The sequence below is a fragment of the Rhizobium hidalgonense genome (assembly GCF_005862185.2).
GTDB lineage: Bacteria > Pseudomonadota > Alphaproteobacteria > Rhizobiales > Rhizobiaceae > Rhizobium > Rhizobium hidalgonense.
On sequence record NZ_CP054027.1, the window covers coordinates 1083432 to 1106364 of the forward strand.

The following is a 22933-nucleotide window of genomic DNA, read 5'->3' on the forward strand; positions in this document are numbered from 1 at the left end:
CAAGCTCATGTGGATGACCGCGAAAATCAACCGGTTTTCGCGATTTTGCGTGCGCTGGTGCAAAAGCGCAGTCATCTCCCGAAGCGGGCGTTCACTCGATTGCGGGGAGGATCAGGCGCAGAGACGGACGCCCGTGGCTCGCCGAGGTTTTTCAGTCGGTCCTGAATTGTAGGTGGAGAAGTCTGATTGTCGCCGGTCGGTTTGAGCCTGAGGGTTTAATATAGCGCGTGATAAACGATCACGTTGACGTTACCTCCTGGCAGGGAAGCGGCGGCGACTTTGCGTTCAGCTGCCGGGCGATCGGCCGACCAATGGTCGATCCCTGATCAATGGGTCAGATTACGCTTCTGAGCCAGCAGGAGAATGTAATCGTCGGCTATGTCGGCGATGGCCATGGCGACCTCCGCCGGATCGCATCCGTCAACCTTCGTGTTTGCAATGAACTGATAGACCGCCTTTTCGATCTGCTTCCGGCAGATCATGACGCGCTCATCGTAACCAAATTCCGGAATATGCGATGCCATATCACTCATCAGGTCGGCTCCCTCACTACTTACAGTCACCATGACACAAATTATAAGTTGAGCAAGCAAATGCTTTATGAAGGGTTAATTCGCTATCGAGGTGCGACCATTTCGACACAGGTTTGGCATACCATAAGACCTTTGCGGCGGACGAAACGGGACGACGTCGCATTGCCAACTATCGATTGTCTCGGATCGGGAAACGCGTCAGCGACGGGTCGGCATCCCGATGCCGCGAATTTTCCGTTGGAGGCGCCAGATCCTGTGCCAAGGTTCGAAACGATAGGCCGACCATCGCCGCCGAACCTGGTCCGGTGGGACGCAGTGAACTATAAAATCGGTTGATTATCAGTATACTATAGATCAATGCTTCTCCAATGTCGTCATCGCGCCACGGCGAACTGCATCGGCACCTATGCGGCGTGCGGCCATCCCCAGCTGTTGGTCCTTCAGCCGTGACACACTCATCAGCGATACCGCAAGCTTTCTATGTAATTGAAAACCGTGGATGGTTTTCCGGAAGTTTTCTTCTCCTTGGGAAGCGGTCATGCGGATATCCGTAGAAATGTAATGGTCAATGAGTTGGGTTCGAAAATCGGATAGAGCAAGTCGAAATTTATCAAAAGGTAAAATTTCTAATTTCAGATAGAGGTTGTGTTTCAATATAAATTGCATGACTATTAAATTAAGTCTGGTCATGATTATGAGATGCACTGTTGTTACGCATGGATATTATACTTTTTGATGTCTACCTGATAATAATATCGACTTAATGACAGTTTCCTGTCGGCCAGATAACGTTCCTGCTCGAAGGGGATTCAGTTGTGAGTTGAAGCATCGGTGGAAATATTCCCGGGATAGACAGCGCTTCCATCTTCATTTGCCGGTGATGGAGGTTGCTCATCACGGCGACCGCACCAATGAAATATCACCATCCGAAACAAGATGTATCGATGTTGAGGCAGCAATACGGGCGCGCGCCTGCGGCGATTTGTCGTGAAACAAGTTGAGAACCCGCCGGGGTGGTGGCGGGTCCTCCAGTAGGAAGTTTTGCACAGTGCAAAGGTATGATCGCAGGCAAATCCTTTATTGTCACATGTTATTATTGGGGTGAATGCTTTTTCCCCGAATTAATCTCTATTTTTACTTACTGATATTCGGGGACATTTCAAATTTCGGAACATAATATGACGGCGGTCGAATGAGGAGATCTCTAACTTTGGATATTTGACAATGCTCGGCCGCCAGGCATCAGGCCGGCTGACGAGGTCGCCGCACAGCATCCACCAGCCCGATCGATTTCCGACAGGCGCCGGAGCAATGCTTTCGTTCTGAAGCGTGACCAACCGCCCACCAAGGGGGAAAGCGGGTCTATCTCTTCGAATTTCTTGACATTCCTTTCTGTTTTCCGCCCGACCGGCCAGGCTTTGCGCAAGGTCCTGCGTGCGGCTCTCCTGGCTTTCGTAAGGATCAATCTGACCAGCACGCTGGCAGCGAGCGTCGGGCTATGATCATAGATGTATTTCAGCGAAGTCGCGGCGCTCTGCCAATCTTTCAAACTGGCATATTTTGAAAATGCATAGAGATGCGCCGAGGCACGGGCGCAACTGACGACATAAGCCGGCAGTTCTGGATTGCGGGCAATGCATTGCTCGCTCACCGCCAGTAGCGATCGAGCCATCCGCGATTTGTCGGCAGACATGGCTTCCGCGTGAAGGCGGTATCCCACCAGACCCAGCGGCACCGTCTCGATTTTGAAATGCTCTGCCGTACGGAGTTCGAAATCGAAATCCTCGCATCCGCCAATCCCCTGCCTGGCATAACGCGGATCGTAGCCGCCGATCTTATCGACGACAGCGCGGCGAACCATGAAACCGCTGCCATTGCCGACGAAGCGGAAAACGAGATGACGCGCTAAAATGCAGTCCCGGGCGTTCACTGACGAGCCTGATTTCGTGCAATATCCCTCGGTGTCGATAAAGCGGTGAAGAGCGTAGACCGCCCCCCAGGCCTCTGGGAGGGGATGGAGAGCCGAAAGCATGCGCTCGACATAGGTCGGATGCCAGAGGTCGTCCGCATCGAGAAAGGCGATATAGTCTGAGGTCGATGACGCAATGCCGATATTACGGGCCGCAGCGACGCCGCGGTTTTCTGTCGACAGAAGCTTGATCCTTGGATCGGCGGCGGCGAAGCGGCGACAGATAGACGCCGTCTCGTCGGTTGAGCCGTCGTCAACAATGATGATTTCCAGGGCCTTATGGGTTTGATCGACAACGCATTGGAGCGTCTGGGCAAGGTAGGGGCTGGCATTATAGGCGGGTATGACGACCGCCACCTCAATCCCTGATATCGTCACGAGCTTCATAGCCGTCACCCCAGCCTGGAGGTCGGTGAGGGCGGACGGAGATCGATCCGGTTCTTCATCAGTCGGGCGACGGCGGGCCGATGGCTGACAACGATCAGCGTCCTGCCGGCGTCTTCCTTCATCGCGGCAAACACCCGCATCTCGGTATCCTCGTCGAGCGCGCTCGTGGCTTCGTCCAGCAGCAGGATCTGTGGCCGGCCGGCGAGGGCGCGCGCCAGGCCGATGCGCTGCCTTTGCCCGCCCGAAAGCCGGATCGCCTCGTCGCCCAGCCATTCATCGAAACCATACGGTAGTTCTTCGATGAACTCGGTTGCGCAGGCCATATCGGCGGCCCAGCGGATATCATCCTCCGAGATATCGCGACGAAATCTGATGTTGTCGAGCACCGTGCCCTCCATCAGTTCGACGTCCTGGCCCGACACGGAGAGTAGTTGCAGCCAGCTGGAGCGGTCGATTGTTGCGAGATCCCTGCCGTCGACCGTGATCCTGCCTTGGGTCGGCCGGGTGAGGTCGAGAATCATGTTGAGGATCGTCGTCTTGCCGGAACCGCTTGGCCCCGTCAGCGCCGTTGTCTCACCGGCTCGGATCGAAAAATTGAGATGGCTGACAGCCGCGGCGTTCGCACGCTCGTAGGCGAATGAGACATCGTGGAAGACGATCGCATCTGCCAGGCGGGTTACAGGCTGCCCTTTCGAGGTCTGTTTGGTGTCGTCTTTTTCCGATAGCAGCGCCAGCACGTTCTGCAGCGAGGCTTCCATCTCGTAAAGGCTGAGGATCTGGGAATCGAATCCCTTGATATGCGGCTGAAGCCGGTAAAGAAGGATGGTGGCCGAGAGCGCCGCCTTGAAATCCACCGGCAGGAATTCCGAGGACAGGATGATCGTCAGAATGACTCCGAAGGTCAGGACCTCGCTGAGGAGCGAGGTCATCGCCCCCATCCGGTCCGATTTGCGCCAGGTCTGGCCGACGTCGCGGGAAAGCGCTTCGAAAAGCTGCTGGTGGCGCGGTTCCAAGCCGAAGCTTTTGACGGCCTTCAAGGTCTGCAGCGTTGTCCAGCTCAACTGGGTCAAGGCTTCCACCGCCGCCAGTGCCGAGGCGCCGAGGCGGCGGTAGGCGCCGGCAAAAAGACCGAGCGCGAAATTATGGATGAAGCCGAAGGCGAGCCCAAGCAGGGCGATCGGCCAGGCCATGACCAGCATGCCGATGCCGAAGATAACGATCGTGCCGAAATTGACTCCCAGACGCACCAGGTTGGCATGCGCCGACGATACCGCATAAGATTCGGTTGCAATGACGTTGATCAGGTCGCTGCGCTCGTAATCCTGAAAGCGCTGGAAGGGTATGGTCAAGACCTTGGCGTAGAGACGATCCCGCACGCGATCACTGATGCGGTGGTTGATGGCGCTTGCAATCAGCGCATTGGCACATCCGAGAAAAATCCGTAACAGGATGGAGCCGACGAGGATCCCGATCAGCACTGGCTTTGAAAGACTGAGGTCGATGCTGCCGAAAAAGGCTGGAAGCCATGCAGCGCCGGAGCCGGAAACCGGGCCTTGCTGCCCGAGAAGAAAGACGAGGCTGACCAGAAAAGTGATCCCCACCATTTCCAAGAAACCTGTCAGAATGCCGAGGATGATCATCACCGTCATCTTGAGGTGCAGCGCCGGTACGAGTTGCCGGAGCTCGCGGAACCGAGCCGCGATGATCAGATTATAGGCGCCTGTCGGTTTGGCGGGAGCGGGTTTTCGAAACCTATTCATGGTCGGCTGCCCCCGGTCGGCTTCACTGCGTCCTTGACGGGGACGGTCGTGAAACGATCGCTGAATGCCGTTCCAGGTTGTGGAAGGACTGCACCTGCGAAGCGGGTTTTCGGCCGGGCCGGGGGTCTGCCAAGGGCGCGCTTTGCCATCGCGATGCCTTGGCGTTTGGCTTGGCGCCAGCTGTCCCGCATGCCGTAGATGATCAGCTGCGGGGTGTATTTTCCGGCCATCATCGGCGCCAGCTTTTTCACCTGGGGGTAATCGCCGTCAAAAAAGGCCTTCTTGAAATACCAGCGCGCCGTGTTGAACTGGGCCGCCCGGATATCGCGCGCAAGCTGCGGATAACGCGCAGCGATCGGTGCCATTACCAAGGCATGGGATTTCAGCATCCGATGGGCGTTGCTGGACATGTTCCCCCGGGTGAAGCGATAACCGGTGAGGAAATCCGGAACCAGCGCGAACGGCAATTTCTCGGCCAAAGCGAGATAAAGTTTCAGATCCTCGCACCCTTCGGCGCCGGCATCACGCAGGCCGGCGTCATAACCGCCGCAGGCAAGGACATCCGCCCGCGGCATCAAGGGCGTGCTGCCATTGCCGATGAAGTTTTCCCGGAGCAGGAGTTCGAAGATATCGCCTTGATGCAGGACCGGGCGTGAATGGCCGAAGATGATGCCGTTTTCGTCGATCGCCGCATACCAATTATAGGCAACCCCGTGTCCGTCCGGAAACTTTTTCAGCGCCTGAAGCTGAAGCTCGATTTTCTCGGGATGCCATATGTCGTCGGCATCGACGGGGGCGATATAGAGGCCGCGCGCCTCTCTGATCCCATGGTTGCGCGCACGCGCAACCCCGCCATTGTCCTGGCGGAGAACACGAACCCGGTCATCTTTCAGGCCATAGTCGCGGGCAAGATCGAAGGTGCCATCCCGCGATCCGTCGTCGACCACCAGGATCTCCAGCTTGTCGTAGGACTGACTGGAGACGCTTCCCAATGTTTCCAAAAGCGTTTTCTCGGCGTTGTAAGCCGGTATGACGATGGTGATCAAAGGGGCTGTAGCAGCAGTCATGGCGTCGTCATCCGATAAAGGCGCCCGGTAGGCCCATGAGTTCAGGGAAGGCGTCAAGCGGACGATCGCCGCGGACCTCGATGCGTGGCAGAGCGAAGAGATTGTCGGAGAGGGTGGCTTTTGCCGGTCGTGTCGTGAAGCCGAGGCCATAGCCCGCCAGGGCAAGAATGCCCGGCACCCTGAAATCCGTCGCCCCATAGGGCAGCGCGATTGCCTCCACCGCTCCGCCAAGCCGGCTCTGCAGCGCATTGCGCGACAGCATGGCTTCGGCCAGCAGCGATTCGTTGTCAATCGCACTGGCTGGCCTGTGGGTGGCGAGGTGGGAGCCGAAGCTGATGCCCTTTTGATGCAGCACCTGAATATCTGCCCACGTCATCAAGGCGGCAGTTTCGCCATAGGCTGAATCCCAATCCGAGCGGCTGCCGACTTTATCGCTGACGACGAAGACGTCGGCGCTGAAATCATTCTCGGTCAGGATCGGGAAGGCATTCGCCAGGAAATCGACATAGGCGTCGTCGAATGTCAGCATGACGGGCCGGCCTTGGATCGGCTTGCCGCTGCGTAAAAGATCGGCGAGGGTCGGCGCCGTCACGGTGTAAAAACCCTGCCGCCGCAGGAACTGCATCTGCTTGCGAAAAATCTCCGGCGGCGTGCGGAAGCGCTGGAGTGCGGCGGGTCCTTCCTCTGCGATCCGATGATACATCAGAACGGGGACCGAGGTCGTCAGCTCGTTCGTCCAAGCCACCTCGCGGTCGACGCCGTCGGGGCCCCAGATGACGTGCTTCGCGACATCGACATCCAACGGCGTTCCATGCCGCTCGATCCGCAGGGCAGGACTGGCGACGGCGCCTTTCCGGAAGCGGTGGATCGCGTAGAGCTCGGTATCGACAGTCTCTTCCAGGGCGAGCCCGGCCTGTTCGGCGAAAACCCGCTTGATCGTCCCGACACCGAAAGGATTGCCCCAGTCGAAACCCGTCCGGTTGGGTTCGTCGCGGCGGATATGCGCATGGGCGGTAACCAGATAGCCGCCCGGTTTCAAAGCCGCCGCCATTTTTCGGCAGACGGCGGCAAGCATCTCCTCATCCTTCATGTAATAGAGGACCTCCGAACAGACGATGAGATCCTGTTCGGGCGGAAGATCTTGTCTGACGAAGTCGAGAACGAGAAGCTCGACGTTGTCTTGGCCATGGCACCGCTCGACCGCCCGGTCAATTGCCCGCTGCGAAATATCCGTGGCCGTCATCCGGCCGACCTTTGCCGCCAGCTTTTCGGTGAAAATGCCTTCGGCACAGGCAAGCTCCAGCGCCTTGTCGATCCCCTGCGGGATCAGGCTCAACGTCTGCGCATATTTGACCTGTTCGTAGACCGAGACGTAATTCCATGGATCGGGACGTTCGAAGATATGCTCCCAATATTCTTCTTCTGATCGAACGGGCGCAGTCCCTTCGTTTTTGTCTGACGGCAACTGAGGTGAATCTCGAAACAGTGGCGCCAAACGGCGCTCGATATCCCGCAGGATGTCGGACAGCCGAGCATCGTAGTCCTGCTTGTCGCTTGGCGCGCTGGCCAGCAGGGCGTTGCGCCCGAGGTGGACCATCAGTCGTTCGAAACGTCCTCGCCGCCGGCCATTGTGGATGATCAGCCCGCCGAAGGCTCTGTAGCCACGCAGCGCTTCCCTTGTCCAGGAACTGAAATAGGCGAGCGTATGCGGATTTTGCAGATGTTCTGCAGCTTTCATCTCATACATGATCAGTCGGATCTGCGCCCGGATCGAAAGATCCCCCCAGAATGGCCCGACAAAGGAGCCGACATGCTCTGCACCGGCAAAGCAGTGCATGATCAGCGTATCGGCTTGCTCAGTCTTGGGGATCCTGGAAAGCGCGCCGATCTCGACACTGGCCACCTGAATATTGCCGAGCGTGAAGGAGCGCAAAAAGTTCGCGGCGGAAAGTTGCCAGCAGGCAGATTCAGTGATCTTGCGCCCGGTGCCGGGGAAGGAATGACGCTGGATCAACTGGATGAGCCGAAGGAACGTCGGCTGCCATTTGTCGAGCGCATCGATCAGATCGTCGGTCCGGTCGGGGAGCAGGCCGGTCTGCAGGCCGTGCAGGATCACGCCGGCAAAGAAGCTCTCGTAGCCCGCAGCGTCCGGTATTTCGGGCAGGAGTGCTGCCAGGGCTGCAACATCCAAGGTCGAATCGAGCTTGGCCGCGACGACCCAGGCAAGCATGCGCAACTGGCTGACGGCGGGCGTGATCCAACCCGCCTCCGGCTCCTCGGCCGATAAGCCGTGCTGCACGCGCAGCGCTTCTGCCTTACTCGTCACGCAAATGGCGTCACGAACCATTTTGACCGGATCGCCGGACAGCGATCCCGCCTTCATGCGATAGAAAGCCAGGCATTCGTCCACACGGCGAAATTCGGCGCCTGCAAAGGCCATGCGCAGCCACAGATCCCAGTCCTCGCAGGTCTGCAAGCTCTCATCCATACCTCCGAGTCTGTCGAAAAGGCTTTTGGGAAAGACGACCGTATGGACGGCAAGCGCACAAAAGGAAGAGAATTCGCGCTTGGCGATATTCCCTGCCAGGAGCGGAGCCTGTTCGACCTGCATCTGCCGGCCATCCGGCGCGACACGGCGGTAGGAGCAATAGGCAATAGTCGCTGGAGATGCATCCGCTGCCACCGGCAGCAGGGTTTCGACGAAGCTCGGATCTACCCAGTCGTCGGCATCCAACATGCAGAGCAGGGGGGCGGCCGCCAATCTGGCGGCGTGGTTCCGCGCCGCGGCTGCGCCGGCATTCGGTTGGCGGGCAGCGAAAATCCGATCGTCCGTTGCTGCGATGCCCTGAAGTATCTCCCAGGTGCGGTCGCTCGAACCGTCATCGACCACCACGGCCTGCCAGTTCGATCGGGTCTGCCGCTGCAGGCTGGCAAGACATTCGGCAAGTGTATCGCCTGCATTATGGGCAGGGATGAGGAAGGAGATATCGGGCGCGGCCGTCGTCACCATGCTCGCATCTTCCATCGGCGCAGAACATAGAAGGCGCCATTGATGCTTCCGAGCATCTCCTGCTTCAAAAAGAAGTCGTCCGACGTCGCACCTTTGCGCAATCTTTTGCGCAGCCTGCCGGCATAATATTTCGGAAACGAAAGCAGAATGCGTCGGAGATTGCCGCCATTGCCGGTATGTTGATACTGCACCAGCAGTGCGGCGATATGGCCGCTCATATATTGGTAGATCTGTTTGGCGAGCCCCTTCATATCCTTGCGGTGGAAGTGCCACGAGACCGCCGTCGGCTCGTAGCGGCAGACATGGCCGTGATGCAGCAGCCGGTTCCAATATTCTGAATCACCCGAGCAGCCGGCCGCACCCATATCGAGGCGGACATCGAACAGGCCGATCTCGTCGAAAACCTTGCGGCGGAAGGCCTGGCTTGCGCCGGCGCCGATCGTCCAGACCGGAGCGCCGTAACGTTTGTGAAGGCGATAGAAATCCTGGTCGAAATCCTGCCGGAGATAACCCCTGCCGAAACTCCAGTGTTTTTCAAAGATGAATTGCGCGGGCGTTGCGAGTTCTCCGGGCAGCACCAGCCCGGTGACGCAGGCGATCTCCGGCCGGTCGAATGCCTTCATCAGGTTCTCTAGCCATTGGCGGTGAAGCACCACGTCATCATCGGTAAAGGCGACGAACTCGGTTTTCGCCGCGCGAACCGCCGCGTTGCGGGCAAAATCCAGCCCGACCCGATCTTCGCGGACGTAAGTGACGCCAGCCTCTTCAACCACGCGACGCGTCGCATCGCCAGCCGACGCATTGTCGACGACGATGATCTCTGCGGGGCGGAGCGATTGTTCGGGGATCGAGGCCAGGCACCGGCGCAGTTCCTCCGGCCGGTCCTTGGTGCAGATCAGAATGCTGACCTCGCGATTGCGAAGCGGCGTTTGCGCGACTTGAGCGATATGCTCGAGCGTATCCGGCCGCACGACACGCTCGGCCAGTGCCGCTGCAGTTTCCAGTCTTTCGATGTAGGCTTGTCCGACGGGAAGACCATCCGACAGAAAGACCACCAGCCCATTGGAGAGCGGAGACGACGCAGCGTCGATATGGTCGGATGCCAGATCGAGATAGTGGATCGGTACGGGGAAATTCACATCCTTCAGATCGGACGGTATTGATTCACGCATTACCACTCTCTCAAATCGCACCCCTGAGTATACGCCGCTCGCGTCTAATGACGCGAGCGTTGAAAGTCGTGATGGCTTATTCCGCCGCGCCCGCCGTCAATCTTTCCCTGAACCAGTCGAGCGTCATGGCCACGCCCTGTTGGTAGGAGACCTTGCACGACCACTCCGGCATGACGTAGTTCGCATTGGTCAGATCAGGCCGTCGGTTTGTCGGGTCCTGCGGCGGTGATGGCTCGAAGACGATCGGCACGCCGCCGACCAGTTTGGACACATATTGCGCGACTTCGAGAACTGAAATCTCGCGATCGTTGCCGACGTTCAGAGGTCCCTTGTAGTCGGTTTCATTGATCCAGAAATATCGCGCGAAACCATCGACGACGTCGTCGACATAGCCCCAGCTGCGCGACTGCTTGCCGTCGCCGAACACGGTGATCGGTCGGCCTGCCAGCGCCTGGGTGATGAAGTTGGAAACGGCGCGGCCGTCATCGGGCCGTGTGCGGGGGCCGTAAATGTTGAAGGGACGCACGACCTTGAGGTCGAGCCCCTCGGTGCGCTGCATTTCGAACAGCAGCGATTCCGTGCAGCGCTTGCTCTCGTCGTAGGACGAGCGAGGTCCGGTGCAGTCTACCTGGCCCTTATAGGATTCCGGCTGCGGCGACACCAGCGGGTCGCCATAGACTTCGGAGGTCGAGGTGAAGCCGAAGCGCCCGCCCTTCTTCAAAAGCTCCAGCAGCCGGAGTGCTCCGAGAAGATTGGCGGAAATCGTCCTCTTCGGTTCCTTCATATACCAAGGCGGCGATGCCGGGGACGCAAGATGGTAAATTTCATCGAATTTTTCAGAACTGCGCAGCGTCTCGACGTCCGACTTCACGAAGTGAAAGCGGGGATCCCGGATGTGGGCGATATTGCCGAAAAGTCCGGTCCAGAGATTGTCAACGACCACCAGTTTCTGGACGTCGGTTCTAAGTAAAAGCCGGTCGCACAGATGCGAGCCGATAAATCCAGCACCGCCAGAAATCAATACGCTTTTCATTGCATTGTGCCTTGTGACGTTAAGAATGTGAGCGTTTATTAGCATCACCTTTAAGTCGTGGCAATTCATTAGAAATATTCCAGGAAATACTCCCTTATTAATCTTAATTATTCATAGGTTTTACTTAAAGTAGTGCCCGTCGATTCGGCATCGGATTATCTGCGCCGGATCGCATCCGTCGATCGCACTGGTTTGTGTATCACGAGGGCGCCAGCTCGGCATCGGGCTAAAGTCCTACTCGATTTTCGCAAGCGCGACGCAGAATTTCCGTAATTCAGTTGATGCCGTGCGCTCTGCTCGGACCGCCCGGTCCGGCATGCACTTAAGTCGGCCGGCCGTTCCGCTTCAGTCGGCCGAGAGCGCGGTCAATATCTGATAGGCTGCGGCGACGCGATCCTCGTTGGGATAGTTCTTATTGGCCAGGATGACGATGCCGAGCCGCTGTTTGGGGATGAAGGCGACATAGGCGCCGAAGCCGTTGGTCGAACCGGTCTTGTTGATCCACGCATCGGCGCGCGGCTTCATCGGTGGCTGCAGTTCCGAAACCGGCATGGTCTCCAGCATCGCGGGTGAATTGCCCTGCAACAGGCCGTTCAAGCTCGGCGGATAGGCATATTGCTCCCAGATGAGATCCTGGGTCATCGCCCCTGCTTTGAAATATCCGATATGGGTGTTGGTGATCGCTTGCTGGAATTTTTCGTCGAGCTTGACCAGGCCCATATTGGCGCCGACGAAACGGATCATGTCGCCCGCGGTGGATTTGACGCCATAGGCTTCGGCCGAAAGCATGGCCGGCGTCATCCGGGCGGGCTCGCCGCTGCGCTTATAACCTTGCGCATAATCCGCCAGCCGCGCTTTCGGCACGTCGATATAGGTGCTTTTTAAACCGAGCGCGGCAAACAGCTTGCCCTCCATCAAAGCCGCAAAATCGCCGTGCATGGCTTTCGCCACGACATAGCCGAGCATGCCGATGCTGGGATTGGCATAACTTCTCTGCGTCCCAGCGGCATAGGAGGGCTGCCAGGCTTCGAAATAGCCGAACAGCTGTTTTTCGGTTTTGACCTCATCGGGAAGCTGCAGCGGAAATCCGCCAGCCGTGTGGGTTCCCAGAGTCATCAGGGTGACATCGCCAAATGGCTTTCCCTTCATCGCCGGCAGAAACTTGCCGACCTTGTCCGACAGTGAGAGTTGTCCGCTTGCTTCCGCATAGGATGCCAGCGTCACCGTGAAGGTCTTGCTGATCGAGCCGAGCTCAAACAGCGTGGTCGGCGCCACCGGCCTGCCGGTGTCCTTGGATTCGACGCCATAGTTGAAGATGTGGTCCTGGCCGTCGGCGGTGATGGCGACGGCAACGCCGGGGATGGCATATTTCTCGATGATCGGCTTGATCGCGGCATCCGTGATCGTCTTGATCTTGGTTTCGTCGGCGGCAAAACCGCTTGTGGCAGCGCAGGCCATGAGCATAGATGCCGATAAAATGCTTATCCCAATGCTTTTCATAGCCGTCATCCTCCAAATCGACAGGCATCCAAAAGCGGCGCAAAGGCCGATGGCGACGACGTTTAACGGCGCTATTTTGCAATCACAAATGATGATATCTCGCAGCAGCCAAAAGAAAATCTAGGGCTCACAATGGTTCGGCAATTCCTCCCCTTGAATGGCCTGCGCGCCTTCGAGGCCTCCGCGCGGCATCTGAGCTTCACCCGCGCCGCGATCGAGCTCTGCGTCACTCAGGCGGCCGTCAGCCAGCAGGTCAAAGGCCTGGAGAGGCGATTGGGGGTGGCCCTGTTCCAGCGTCTCCCCCGCGGTTTGAAAATCACCGCGGAAGGCGAAGCGCTGCTCCCGACGGTGACGGCGTCGTTCGACCAGATGGCGACGACGCTGGACAGGATCGAAGCCGGGCAGGTGCGGGAATTGCTGTTCCTCGGCGTTGTCGGGACATTTGCCGTTGGCTGGCTGTTGCCGAGGCTCTCGGATTTCCAGCGCCGGCATCCCTTTGTCGATCTCCGCATTTCCACCAACAACAACCGGGTCGATCCGGCCGCCGAAGGGCTGGATTTCGCCATCCGCTTCGGCAGCGGTTCTTGGCACGGCACCGAGGCGCAACGCCTGTTCGAAGCGCCGTTGTCGCCTCTCTGCATCCCCAAGCTGGCGGAACATCTGCAATCGCCCGCAGACCTTGCCGGCGCGACGTTGCTGCGCAGCTATCGAACCGATGAATGGAGCACCTGGTTTCAGGCGGCAGGCGTTCCGCCGGCAGCGCAGGTCAATGCCGGCATCGTCTTCGATTCCTCCGTCGGCATGATGGAGGCCGCCCTCCAGGGGCTCGGCATCGCGCTCGCGCCGCCATCGATGTTCACACGGCATCTGGCGTCAGGCGCGGTCGTCCAGCCCTTCGCCACCGCCATATCGCTCGGCAGCTACTGGCTGACGCGCTTGCAATCGCGGCCGGTCACGGCGGCGATGCGCGCATTTACGGATTGGCTGGGTTCGCAACTGACCCCGGCATGATCATCGGAGCGCCCACACGCGTGGACGCTCCGAGCCGCGTCATTTATCGAATGCCAGCATCACTTTTGAATGCAGGTGTCGACAGTATCCTTGGTGCATTCATCCAGCCCGGTAAACACCGGATCCTCGACCTTCTTCCCAGCGATCAGGTCCATCATCACGGTTGGCGCCTTATATCCCATTTCGAACGGCCGCTGGCCGACGAGCGCGGTGACCAGTCCCTCCTTGGCGATCGCCACTTCGTCGCCGATCGTGTCGGCGGCGCCGATGACGAATTCGTTCTTGGCGATCTTGTCGGCCATCGGTTTGAACAGGTCGCGATAGGGCTGCGGGGCGCCGAACAGCGGCCAGCCGCCCATAATGCCGAAGGCGTCGAGGTCGGGATTGGCGGCGAGGATGTCGGTCATCGCTTGAACGCCCTTGGCGCCATCGTCATTGGTGAAGACAGGGCAGCCGGCAACCTCCGTCCAGCCGCCTTCACCCTTCAGGGCGGGGAGATCCTTCTGGCCGCTCAGCGTGTCACGCATGCCCTGGGCGCGGCGCAGGATGTTGTCGGCGCCGGGATTGCCTTCGATAGTGCAGATCTTGCCGCCGTTCGGCTTGGCCTTCTTGATGTATTCGCCGATCTTGGCGCCCATCAGATAGTTGTCGGTGCCGAGATAGGTCTTGCGCAGCGCTGCGTCGTCAGCTGCAAGATCGGCATCGAGCGTCATGACGGGAACGCTCGGATTGGCCGTCTTCAGCGTCTGGGCGATCAGCTTGGCGTTCGAGGGCGAGATGGCGATGGCGGCGGTATCGGCTTTCCCCAGCATATCCTGGACGATCTGCGCCTCGCCGGCTTCATCGGAGGTCGATGCCGGGCCGGTGTAGAAGCATTCATATTCGGCGGATGCGTTTTCCTTGTTCCACTTTTGGCAACCCTGGTTGATCGCCTCGAAGAACGGGTTGTCGAGGCCTTTGACGACGATGACCAGCTGCTTCTTGGCGGCCAGGGACTGACCGGCCGTCAGCGCCAGGACTGCAGCTGTAAGCAATAATGCCTTCCTCATAGCTTCCTCCCATTGAAAAAGACGGGCGCTTCTGCACCCGCCGCGTCATCAACCTGGATACCAGACGACCCGAGGCTCCTCCTTCGAACGCTGGTAGTCCCAAGCCGAATTGATCAGCTTCTCCAGATCGTAGACCGGTTCCCAGTCCAAGAGATATCTGGCCTTGCTGTTGTCCATCCAGTTCGAGTGAAACTGGCTTGATATGTCGACCGAACCGAGCCCGCGGGTGCGGGCCAGGTGTGCTGCGACCTCGCCGTAATCGACGGGTCGATCCATCGAGATGTTGAAAAGCTCGCCCTTGGCGCGCGGATTGTCGATTGCCGCAAGGATCGCCGCGACGAGATCATCGACATGCACGAAATTGCGCTTCAGCGGCCGGCCGTCGGCATCGCGTAGCAGCGGCACCGTGCCATCATGCGCGTAACGTTCGGCATCGGCCGGCGGCACCAGCGTCTTCCAGTCCGGCCCGCCGAAGACATCGTCGCCGAAGGACAGCGTGAACCTGAAATCGTCCTTCTCCATGATCCACGGCGCCCGCAGGCAGCAGCTGTTGATGCCGTACTGGATGGTGAACTGCTCGAGCATCACCTCTTCCAGCACCTTGGAGAGCGCATAACATCCGGGATAGGCGCGATGCGGCGTCTGTTCGGTCACCGGTCCGTCATGGCGATAGAAGAAATGCCCGATGCCGGCATCGCCGCCGATTAGGATGAACTGTTTTGCCGTGGGGCTGGTGCGGAACGCCTCGAGCAGCCAGAACAGGCCCTTGACAGTGATATCCATGACATCGGCAGGGATTTCCTTACAGGTGGCGAGGTGCACGACATGGGTGACACCGGCCATCGCCGCCGCGACGACTTCGCTGTCGGCGATCGAGCCCTTCACGACACTGATGCGGTCGGTCTCCGCAAGCACGCGATTATGGCAAAGCGCGCGAATGCGTGCTTTGGAAAATCGTGGCTCGTCAAGCAGCCCAGTAATGAAGCGCCGCCCGACCTTGCCGGTAGCCCCGGTGACAAGGATCAGCATACCTCTCTCCCCAGTAACAGCTAATATGCACGCGTTTCCGGCGTCAATCTGTATTTGTCGTACAAAATAGATTTTTGTGATGAGGGGCTATTTTAGCCGACATTTGATTGACGATTCCTGGCGCTTTTGCATTAATGAACGCAATCGCTTTTCCGGGAGGAGATCGGCCGAGCGAGATCGCAGGCGTCTGACTGGCAACCGGCAACCGGCGGCGAAGGCAGGCCTGCAGGTTCCGGGGAGGGTAGTCGGCTGGTCGCGGTTCTCGAACTCACCAATATCTCAAAACATTTCGGCGCCATCCAGGCGGTCAACGACGTGTCCTTCGCGCTTGAAGCCGGCCAGGTCGTCGGCCTGATGGGCGATAACGGCGCTGGCAAAAGCACGCTGGTCAAGATGATCGCCGGCAATTTCCGGCCGAGCGAGGGCACGATGCGTCTGGAGGGGCGGGACATCGTCCTGCACCGCCCGGTCGAGGCGCGCCAGCACGGCATCGAGATCGTCCATCAGGATCTGGCGCTCTGCAACAATCTGACGGCGGCCGCCAACGTCTTCCTCGGGCGGGAACTCCGCCGCGGCATCGGCCCGTTTCGCGTCCTCGATTACAAGACGATGTACCGGCGCGCCGGCGAGATCTTCAAGGAGTTGAAATCGGAAACTCGCCCGCGCGATCTGGTCAAGCAGATGTCGGGCGGCCAGCGGCAGGCGGTGGCGATCGGGCGCACCATGCTGTCGGAAGCAAAGATCGTGCTGATGGACGAGCCGACTGCGGCGATCTCCGTCCGCCAGGTGGCCGAGGTGCTCAATCTGATCCGCGAGCTGCGGGACCGCGGCATCGCGGTCGTGCTGATCAGCCATCGCATGCCCGATGTTTTCACCGTCGCCGACCGGGTGATCGTCATGCGCCGCGGCCGGAAAGTCGCCGACAAGGCGATTGCCGCGAGTTCGCCTGAGGAAGTGACGGGTCTGATAACAGGCGCCATCGAACAGGTTTGATGCGCGCCGCTTATCCCGCGGGAGAAATACCGCCGACGGGAATGTCTATCTGGAGTGAGAGGTCGAAATGGCAGTGACACTGGACCAGACAATTGCACAGAAGCAGCGAAGCCGGCTTGCGGAGTTCGTCGGCGGCCAGACATTCTGGGTGCTGATCGCCGTGCTTCTGGCCTGCCTTTTCCTGTCCTTCGCCACCGATTCCTTTGCGACGGCGAAGAACCTCTACAACATCACCCGCAACGTCACCTTCGTCGCCATCATCGCGCTCGGCATGACGCTTGTCATCATCACCGGCGGCATTGACCTGTCGGTGGGATCGGTGCTCTGCCTCTGCAGCATGGTGCTGGCGGTGACCATGAACGCCGGTTACTCCATTGAGATCGGCATAACGGCGGCGATCGTCACGGCGCTGGTGATCGGCGCCTTCAACGGCGTGCTGATCGCCTATCTCAATTTCCCGCCCTTCGTGGTGACGCTCGGCATGCTGTCGATTGCGCGGAGCCTAGCGATGGTCGCCTCGAACAACACCGTCGTCTTCCAGTTCGGCCCCGATCACGACAAGCTCCTGGCACTCGGCGGCGGCGCCTGGTTCTTCGGCATCGCCAATCCGGTGCTCTACATGGTCATTCTGGCGCTGCTCACCGGCTTCGTGTTGCGCTGGACGCGGTTCGGCCGCTATATTTTCGCGATCGGCGGCAACGAGCATGCCGCGACCCTGACCGGCGTTCCCGTGCGCCGTATCAAAGTCGCCGTCTATATGATCTCGGCGCTCTCGGCCGGCATTGCCGGCATCGTCCAGACCGGCTGGCTCGGCGCCGTCACCACCAATATCGGCGCCGGTATGGAGCTTCAGGTGATCGCCGCCGCCGTCATCGGCGGCGCCAACCTCGCCGGCGGCGTCGGCACGGCCTTCGGCGCCCTGGTCGGGGCGGCGCTGATCGAAGTGATCCGCAACAGCCTCGGCCTGCTCGGCATCAATGCGTTCTGGCAGGGGACGTTTATCGGCGGAGCGATCGTGCTGGCGGTGCTGTTCGATCGGATCCGGAATTTGCGGCAGAGCGAGTAGACGAAGACGCCTCGATCCGACGCCGCAAAATAGCAGCGAACTGGCCGTCGGTGAGGGGCCAGCCCGAACAGATTGATGAACCCTTAGCCTCGCAAATCGCGCAACACTGTGCAGCGATCTTGCGACGCGACTCTTGAGCGCGAGGGCGGTCCGAAAGATCGCGGTGCTGCGGCCTAGTTGCCGGTGGGCCATCGATGCGTTGTCAGGCGCCTCCCACAAATTCCACCCGTCAACCTCGCCGAAGACGTACCAGAACCCATGGAGTTTGCCGTTTAGTTGCGAGGATCTGTGCAGGCGATCCATTAACCTTCCCCGGGCGGTTTGAGGTGCCGGAACTGCCATAGCAGCAGCAGGTCATAGGTGATTTTCAGTGTGGCACAGATGAGGAGTGGCCAAGCCCGATAGGATGCAGCGAAGAGAGCACCTGCGAGTGCTGGGCTGGCCGCCGCGGCGAGGCTTCGCGGCACCGACGTGAAGCTTGCGGCTGCGGCACGCTCCGCCTCGGTGACAACGGCCATCACATAGGAAGAGCGGGTCGGCACGTCCATCTGCGAGAGCGCGGCTCGAATGAGCAGCAATATGACCGTTAGGGGCAAGGTGGGTGCGAATGCGGCGAGGCCAAGGGCAATGCTGGACGGAACGTGGGTGAACACCATGGTATTGATGAGCCCCACCCGCTTCGATAGCCAAGCGGCGACAGGAAATGAGAACGCCGACAGCAGACCCGTCCAGAAGAAAAACACTCCGGCTTCGGATAGTGAAAGATCGAAACGTTCGAACAGCCACAGGGCGAGCAGGGACTGAACCACGAAACCTCCAGCAAAGGCGTCGAGACTAAAGAGCGCGGCGAGCTTCAGGACGATGGCGCGTGAAGGTCCGAGTGCCGCCGGTATGTCGGTTTCGTGACGCACCGGACGCGGCGGTATGCGTGCATAACAAAGGCTGCCGAGAATGCCGACCAGCGCATAGACAATGAACATCAGCTTGATCGAAGTCAGTTGCGCCATCCCCAGCCGCGTCATCACATCGGGCAGCGCTGCGGCGAGGCCGCCGCCGGCGCTCGCGAGGGCCCCGACGAGGCTGTAGCGAGCGAACATCATCGTGCGATCGGCGCTGGTTGCTTCGCGGGCAACGACCGCGTGCTCAAGGGGCACGAAGATGCTCACACTGCCGGCCGAAGGATTGATCGTGCCGGCAAAGGCGACCACCAGCAGCAACCCATAGTCGGTGATCATGGGTACAGCGATACCAGTGGCGACCATCAAGCCAGCGGCGGCCAGAAGCAGGCGGCGGAGATCATGATGCGCGCCAAGAAATCCGATGATGATGGTTAGGAGCGCAGAGCCGAACAGGGATGCGGTGGCAACGACGCCGACCTGCAGCGGCGAAAAGCCGAGAGCCAGCAGATAGACCGGCAACAGGATGGCGACGAACCCGTCGCCGAAGTCGCGCAAAGAACGGGCTGCGAAAAGCCATGTCATCGGCTGAATGCTTCGCACCTCTTTCATCGGCCTCGATCTCATCTTGCTTTTGAGAAACCGGCTCGGCGCCGGCAAACACTGTTACTCTCCTGATCTGGCGCTCGGTTTTCCGACACCTGCTTCGATCGATCTCGGCGCTAGCCCATCCCCGGCATCGCGGCGATCGGCAGCGCTGCTGACGGCATCAATCTTTTACCGGCTCGCCGAGCGTGTGCATCAAGCGGTTCGCCCAGCCGAAGATGGCAGACGACAAGACGAGGTCCAGGGCTTCAAGCTCGGAGAGGCCGATGTCGGCGATAGCCTGCGCGTCCGCCTCCGCCGCTTCGGGCGGCGTCGCGGAGAGACGGGCGGCGAAGTCGAAGATGGCCTGGAGGTGCTCGTCAAGCTCGGCATCGAGCCCGTCGGCGAAGATGGAGTCAATCACATCCGTCCGCTTGGTGTGGCTGATGAAGCGGGACGAATGGACGGCGGCGCAATAGACGCAGCGGTTGACGATGGAGGCGGCGGTGGCGCCCAGCTCGCGTTCACCCGGAGACAGCCCGTCCTTGCCGTACATGATCAGATTGAACAGCGGCGAGCGGACGGCGAGCGATTCCGGATCGTGAGCGAGCGTCAGCACATAGGGCGAGATGCCCTTGTTGGACGGCGTCACCTGCATCGCCGCGCGCTGCTCCTCGGTCGCGGTCGCGAGATCGACGGGCACGACATAGGGCTGCCAGCGGGGAACCGTTGTGGTGAAGCTGTGGATGACTTCGCTCATTGTCTTGCTCCGATCAGCGCCAGCCCTGCGATGACGCGCACCTGATAGTTCACGAAGGCCGCCAGTTCCGAGAGCCGGACGATGTCGGCGTCGCTGACGCCGACGCTGCGCAGTGCCTCGATGTGAGCACGCGTCGCCTCGCGCGGCGCGACGGTCAGGCGGTCCGCATGGCGGACGATCTCTGCGATGCGCTCGTCGGTTACGCTCGTACCCAGCCTGGCGAGCGGCGCTGTCGATGCCTCGGCGGCATCTTTAACGAGCTCATCGTAGTGCTTCGCCAGTTTTTCGTCGTGGTTGTGACGGGCCATACGGGCGGCAAGCGCCGCCCTGAGGCCATGCGACAGGCCGCCGGCGTCCCGCGGAAGAAGGACTGCGTCGTGGGCGGCTTCGCTGAGGCGCAGGATCTCCGCGCGCTTTTCCATGGCCTCGCCCAGGGCCGAGCCGGGTCTGACGGCGGCAAGAGTTTCGATGAGCGTCAAGGCAAGCTCCTTTGCTTCTCGCGGGAGAGCATTAGATAGGTCTGAAGTTCATTATGTCAAAATAGCATGAAGGCTTGCAATCAATGTGAAATAATTATCTATTGTCCACTCAAATTATAGAAACGTCATGCTTCCAAAGCATGGATGGCGGTGGTTCATGTTGAATATGAATAAAAACCCGATCGACATCCGGCAACTCGAAGCTTTTGCGGCGGTAATGTCGGCCGGCAGCGTCACCGGCGCAGCCCGGCTGCTCGGCCGCTCGCAGCCGGCAGTGACGCGGCAGATCCAGGACCTGGAAGCCGATCTGGGCTACGCGCTCCTTCACAGAAGCGGTCCGCGCATCCAGCCGACGTCGCGCGGTCTGCGCTTCCATGCCGAGGTCGAACGTCATCTCGCCAGCCTGACCCACATCCGCGAACGGGCCGAAGCGATCGGTCTCGACGAGCCCGCGACCTTGACCATCGCGGCGACGCCGTCTCTTGCCGCGGGAATCCTGCCGCAGGCTTTGGCCGCCGTCTCACCCGACCTGATCCCGCGTCATCTCCACATTCAGGCGCTCGCCGCCGAAAACGTCGTGCAGGCTGTTCTCGCCCGCTCGGCCGATCTTGGAATATCGAGCCTGCCGCTCGAACATCCCGGTCTCGACATCCACTGGATCGCGGAAGCACCGTGCGTGATCGCAATCGGCGCCGAAGATCCTCTCGCTGCGAACGACGTCGTTCGCCTGGCCGATCTTGCCGAGCGTCGCATTATCACGCTTGCAAACCCGTATCGGCTTCGTCATCGCGTCGACGAGGCGTTGGAACGGGCAGGGGTGGCCCCCGATCGCATCATCGACGTCAACGCCTCGCTGACTGCGCTCTCGTTAGTGCGCGCAGGCCTTGGCATTGCCATCGTCGAGCCCGCGACCGTCTGCGGCGTGCCTCTGGATGGCATCGTCATGCGAGTGCTCGACCAGGCCATTCCGTTCCTGTTCGGTGCGATCTCCGCGACGGCGTTGCCGCTCGCACCGACGGTCGCCGCCGCAATCGATGCCGCGCGGCTCGAAGCGTTGAAGATGCCGGGCTGCCGCCTGCTGGAGGCAAATGGCATCGAAACCTTGGCGGACACCGTCTACGGGCAGGCTGCGATCTCCGAAGGAGCGCCCGCATGAGCGACCTCTCCAGAAATCCTCACAATCTTGATGCCCTCGAAGCGCGTCTTCGCCAGGACCTTTCCTGGCTGGAGCTGCCCGCCAAGGCGTGGGTTCCCGCCCGCGAAATTGATGGCCAGCCCGTCATCGACGTCGTCATCATCGGCGGCGGCATGGCGGGCCTCGTCGCTTCCGGAATGCTGAAGCGCCTTGGCGTCGCCAACCATGTCGTCCTCGACAAGGCGTCGGCCGGGCAGGAAGGGCCGTGGGTCACTTTCGCCCGGATGCGCACCCTTCGATCTCCCAAGCAACTCACTGGCCCCGCGATGGGACTGCCGGCGCTCACCTTCCGGGCCTATTATGAAGCGCGCTTCGGCAGCGCAGCGTGGGTGGCGCTCGACCGGGCGCCGCGCGAGACGTGGATGGACTACCTGATCTGGTATCGGAAGGTGCTCGAGCTGCCGGTGCGCAACGGCGTCTCGGTGGATGCGATCCTGCCGCGCGACGATGGCATGCTCGACCTCGCCTGCAGCGAGAATGGCCGTAGAGAAAAGATCATCGCCCGCCACGTGGTTCTCGCAACCGGCCGCGACGGTCTCGGCGGCCCCTTTGTGCCCGACATTGCCGAAAATATCGATCGCAGGTTCTGGGCGCACACCGCCGATGCGATCGACTTCGCCGCGCTGCGCGGCAAGCGGGTAGGGGTGATCGGTGCGGGGGCGTCGGCGATGGACAATGCCGCGACCGCGCTCGAAGCCGGTGCCGGCCGCCTCGACATGTTCGTCCGCCGGACGGAATTGCCGCGGATCAACAAGTTCACCGGCATCGGCAGCCAGGGCGTCGTCCATGGCTTCGCCGGACTGCCGGACGAATGGAAGTGGCGCTTCCTCAACTATGCGATGGGCCAGCAGACGCCGCCGCCGCGTCCGAGCGTCATGCGCGTCAGCGCCTTCGAACAGGCCCACCTTCATCTCCAAAGCCCGATCACCGGGCTGCGGCAGGACGGCGACAAGCTCGTCGTGACGACGTCGAAGGCCAGCTATTCCATCGATTTTTTGATCTTCGGCACCGGTTTCAAGATCGACCTGACGACCAGGCCGGAACTCGCGGCCTTCGAACCGCACATTCGCCTCTGGCGCGACCGCTTCCCGACGCCGGCCGGAACGGCGAACGCAGAACTCGAGGGATCGCCCGATCTGGGGGATGCATTCGAGTTCCTTGAAAGGGAGCCGGGTTCATGCCCGACTCTCGCAAGCCTCCATTGCTTCAATTTCCCGGCGACGCTCAGCCACGGCAAGCTCACGGGCGACATCCCGGCGATCAGCGAAGGCGCGGATCGCCTTGCCCGTGGCATCGTCCGATCGCTCTTTGTCGAAGACCGGGAGACGCACTTCGAAAATCTCCAGGCCTTCGACACCCCGGAACTGCTCGGCGACGAATGGGCGGACGGCGAAACCGAAACGCTTGCCCAAATCTCCTCCGAAAGGACCTGAGACTGA

20 protein-coding genes and 1 pseudogene are annotated in these 22933 nt (G+C 60.2%); 6 read left to right on the forward strand and 15 right to left on the reverse strand.

Features of this window, described 5'->3' with window-relative positions; genetic code table 11:
• Nucleotides 1–326: 326 nt before the first annotated feature.
• The 9 genes from FFM81_RS05085 to ampC form a co-directional block, all read right to left on the reverse strand.
• Complete coding sequence (locus FFM81_RS05085; protein WP_003565801.1) at nucleotides 327–533, reverse strand: hypothetical protein; 207 nt, start codon at nucleotides 531–533, stop codon at nucleotides 327–329.
• A gap of 354 nt (nucleotides 534–887) precedes the next feature.
• Nucleotides 888–1223, reverse strand: a complete 336-nt coding sequence (locus tag FFM81_RS05090) for a hypothetical protein (protein ID WP_138384926.1) — start codon at nucleotides 1221–1223, stop codon at nucleotides 888–890.
• Nucleotides 1224–1737: 514 nt separating this feature from the next.
• Complete coding sequence (locus tag FFM81_RS05095; RefSeq protein WP_375164582.1) at nucleotides 1738–2889, reverse strand: glycosyltransferase family 2 protein; 1152 nt, start codon at nucleotides 2887–2889, stop codon at nucleotides 1738–1740.
• A 5-nt stretch (nucleotides 2890–2894) separates the two neighbouring features.
• Nucleotides 2895–4649: an ABC transporter ATP-binding protein gene (locus tag FFM81_RS05100; RefSeq protein ID WP_128397557.1), complete on the reverse strand. Its 1755-nt coding sequence runs from the start codon at nucleotides 4647–4649 to the stop codon at nucleotides 2895–2897.
• Complete coding sequence (locus tag FFM81_RS05105; protein ID WP_003565795.1) at nucleotides 4646–5716, reverse strand: glycosyltransferase family 2 protein; 1071 nt, start codon at nucleotides 5714–5716, stop codon at nucleotides 4646–4648. Before FFM81_RS05105 ends, FFM81_RS05100 begins: the two co-directional genes overlap by 4 nt.
• 7 nt (nucleotides 5717–5723) lie before the next feature.
• The gene (locus tag FFM81_RS05110) at nucleotides 5724–8726 is read right to left on the reverse strand and encodes a trifunctional glycosyltransferase/class I SAM-dependent methyltransferase/polysaccharide deacetylase (RefSeq protein ID WP_003565793.1); all 3003 of its coding nucleotides are present in this window, start codon (nucleotides 8724–8726) and stop codon (nucleotides 5724–5726) included.
• The gene (locus FFM81_RS05115; protein WP_003565791.1) at nucleotides 8720–9898 is read right to left on the reverse strand and encodes a glycosyltransferase family 2 protein; all 1179 of its coding nucleotides are present in this window, start codon (nucleotides 9896–9898) and stop codon (nucleotides 8720–8722) included. Before FFM81_RS05115 ends, FFM81_RS05110 begins: the two co-directional genes overlap by 7 nt.
• A gap of 76 nt (nucleotides 9899–9974) precedes the next feature.
• Complete coding sequence (locus tag FFM81_RS05120) at nucleotides 9975–10931, reverse strand: NAD-dependent epimerase/dehydratase family protein (RefSeq protein ID WP_138384927.1); 957 nt, start codon at nucleotides 10929–10931, stop codon at nucleotides 9975–9977.
• Nucleotides 10932–11276: 345 nt separating this feature from the next.
• Entirely contained in the window at nucleotides 11277–12431 is a 1155-nt protein-coding gene (ampC, locus tag FFM81_RS05125; protein ID WP_003565787.1) for a class C beta-lactamase, read from the reverse strand.
• Here ampC and FFM81_RS05130 point away from each other — a divergent pair.
• On the forward strand, nucleotides 12388–12555 hold the full coding sequence (locus FFM81_RS05130) for a hypothetical protein (protein WP_164895901.1): 168 nt from the start codon (nucleotides 12388–12390) through the stop codon (nucleotides 12553–12555). The genes ampC and FFM81_RS05130 overlap by 44 nt on opposite strands.
• 8 nt (nucleotides 12556–12563) lie before the next feature.
• Complete coding sequence (locus FFM81_RS05135; protein ID WP_003565785.1) at nucleotides 12564–13442, forward strand: LysR family transcriptional regulator; 879 nt, start codon at nucleotides 12564–12566, stop codon at nucleotides 13440–13442.
• Between the two features lie 59 nt (nucleotides 13443–13501).
• Here the strand turns inward: FFM81_RS05135 and FFM81_RS05140 are convergent, their stop codons facing one another.
• Together FFM81_RS05140 and FFM81_RS05145 are read right to left on the reverse strand one after the other, a co-directional pair.
• The gene (locus tag FFM81_RS05140) at nucleotides 13502–14491 is read right to left on the reverse strand and encodes a substrate-binding domain-containing protein (RefSeq protein WP_003565783.1); all 990 of its coding nucleotides are present in this window, start codon (nucleotides 14489–14491) and stop codon (nucleotides 13502–13504) included.
• 48 nt (nucleotides 14492–14539) lie between these two features.
• Nucleotides 14540–15520 (reverse strand): NAD-dependent epimerase/dehydratase family protein, encoded by a 981-nt coding sequence (locus tag FFM81_RS05145; RefSeq protein ID WP_003565781.1) that lies wholly within the window; start codon nucleotides 15518–15520, stop codon nucleotides 14540–14542.
• 315 nt (nucleotides 15521–15835) lie between these two features.
• Here FFM81_RS05145 and FFM81_RS05150 point away from each other — a divergent pair, with 315 nt between their 5' ends.
• Complete coding sequence (locus tag FFM81_RS05150) at nucleotides 15836–16513, forward strand: ATP-binding cassette domain-containing protein (protein ID WP_244597486.1); 678 nt, start codon at nucleotides 15836–15838, stop codon at nucleotides 16511–16513.
• Nucleotides 16514–16580: 67 nt separating this feature from the next.
• Entirely contained in the window at nucleotides 16581–17579 is a 999-nt protein-coding gene (locus tag FFM81_RS05155; protein WP_003565778.1) for an ABC transporter permease, read from the forward strand.
• A 186-nt stretch (nucleotides 17580–17765) separates the two neighbouring features.
• Here FFM81_RS05155 and FFM81_RS05160 read toward each other — a convergent pair.
• From FFM81_RS05160 to FFM81_RS05175, 4 genes and pseudogenes are all read right to left on the reverse strand, one after another.
• Nucleotides 17766–17855 (reverse strand): annotated as a pseudogene (locus tag FFM81_RS05160) (GYD domain-containing protein); the annotation flags it as partial.
• A gap of 26 nt (nucleotides 17856–17881) precedes the next feature.
• Nucleotides 17882–19087, reverse strand: a complete 1206-nt coding sequence (locus FFM81_RS05165) for an MFS transporter (RefSeq protein WP_003565777.1) — start codon at nucleotides 19085–19087, stop codon at nucleotides 17882–17884.
• Between the two features lie 157 nt (nucleotides 19088–19244).
• Nucleotides 19245–19820, reverse strand: coding sequence for a peroxidase-related enzyme (locus FFM81_RS05170; RefSeq protein WP_003565776.1), 576 nt, complete (start codon nucleotides 19818–19820; stop codon nucleotides 19245–19247).
• Entirely contained in the window at nucleotides 19817–20299 is a 483-nt protein-coding gene (locus tag FFM81_RS05175) for a CMD domain-containing protein (RefSeq protein ID WP_003565775.1), read from the reverse strand. Before FFM81_RS05175 ends, FFM81_RS05170 begins: the two co-directional genes overlap by 4 nt.
• A 166-nt stretch (nucleotides 20300–20465) precedes the next feature.
• Here FFM81_RS05175 and FFM81_RS05180 point away from each other — a divergent pair, with 166 nt between their 5' ends.
• The gene (locus FFM81_RS05180) at nucleotides 20466–21455 is read left to right on the forward strand and encodes a LysR family transcriptional regulator (RefSeq protein ID WP_037091671.1); all 990 of its coding nucleotides are present in this window, start codon (nucleotides 20466–20468) and stop codon (nucleotides 21453–21455) included.
• The gene (locus FFM81_RS05185) at nucleotides 21452–22927 is read left to right on the forward strand and encodes an NAD(P)-binding domain-containing protein (protein WP_003565773.1); all 1476 of its coding nucleotides are present in this window, start codon (nucleotides 21452–21454) and stop codon (nucleotides 22925–22927) included. The genes FFM81_RS05180 and FFM81_RS05185 overlap by 4 nt, the downstream gene beginning before the upstream one ends.
• The last annotated feature ends 6 nt before the right edge of the window (nucleotides 22928–22933 follow it).

Excerpts from the sequence above, each read along its gene's own strand:
- FFM81_RS05180 (WP_037091671.1), top strand. The coding sequence starts at position 20,466 with ATGAATAAAAACCCGATCGACATCCGGCAACTCGAAGCTTTTGCGGCG.
- FFM81_RS05115 (WP_003565791.1), bottom strand. The coding sequence starts at position 9,898 with ATGCGTGAATCAATACCGTCCGATCTGAAGGATGTGAATTTCCCCGTA.
- FFM81_RS05120 (WP_138384927.1), bottom strand. The coding sequence starts at position 10,931 with ATGAAAAGCGTATTGATTTCTGGCGGTGCTGGATTTATCGGCTCGCAT.
- FFM81_RS05100 (WP_128397557.1), bottom strand. The coding sequence starts at position 4,649 with ATGAATAGGTTTCGAAAACCCGCTCCCGCCAAACCGACAGGCGCCTAT.
- ampC (WP_003565787.1), bottom strand. The coding sequence starts at position 12,431 with ATGAAAAGCATTGGGATAAGCATTTTATCGGCATCTATGCTCATGGCC.
- FFM81_RS05085 (WP_003565801.1), bottom strand. The coding sequence starts at position 533 with ATGAGTGATATGGCATCGCATATTCCGGAATTTGGTTACGATGAGCGC.
- FFM81_RS05155 (WP_003565778.1), top strand. The coding sequence starts at position 16,581 with ATGGCAGTGACACTGGACCAGACAATTGCACAGAAGCAGCGAAGCCGG.
- FFM81_RS05165 (WP_003565777.1), bottom strand. The coding sequence starts at position 19,087 with ATGAAAGAGGTGCGAAGCATTCAGCCGATGACATGGCTTTTCGCAGCC.
- FFM81_RS05105 (WP_003565795.1), bottom strand. The coding sequence starts at position 5,716 with ATGACTGCTGCTACAGCCCCTTTGATCACCATCGTCATACCGGCTTAC.
- FFM81_RS05140 (WP_003565783.1), bottom strand. The coding sequence starts at position 14,491 with ATGAGGAAGGCATTATTGCTTACAGCTGCAGTCCTGGCGCTGACGGCC.
- FFM81_RS05110 (WP_003565793.1), bottom strand. The coding sequence starts at position 8,726 with ATGGTGACGACGGCCGCGCCCGATATCTCCTTCCTCATCCCTGCCCAT.
- FFM81_RS05130 (WP_164895901.1), top strand. The coding sequence starts at position 12,388 with ATGAGCATAGATGCCGATAAAATGCTTATCCCAATGCTTTTCATAGCC.
- FFM81_RS05170 (WP_003565776.1), bottom strand. The coding sequence starts at position 19,820 with ATGAGCGAAGTCATCCACAGCTTCACCACAACGGTTCCCCGCTGGCAG.
- FFM81_RS05185 (WP_003565773.1), top strand. The coding sequence starts at position 21,452 with ATGAGCGACCTCTCCAGAAATCCTCACAATCTTGATGCCCTCGAAGCG.
- FFM81_RS05095 (WP_375164582.1), bottom strand. The coding sequence starts at position 2,889 with ATGAAGCTCGTGACGATATCAGGGATTGAGGTGGCGGTCGTCATACCC.
- FFM81_RS05135 (WP_003565785.1), top strand. The coding sequence starts at position 12,564 with ATGGTTCGGCAATTCCTCCCCTTGAATGGCCTGCGCGCCTTCGAGGCC.
- FFM81_RS05090 (WP_138384926.1), bottom strand. The coding sequence starts at position 1,223 with ATGACCAGACTTAATTTAATAGTCATGCAATTTATATTGAAACACAAC.
- FFM81_RS05145 (WP_003565781.1), bottom strand. The coding sequence starts at position 15,520 with ATGCTGATCCTTGTCACCGGGGCTACCGGCAAGGTCGGGCGGCGCTTC.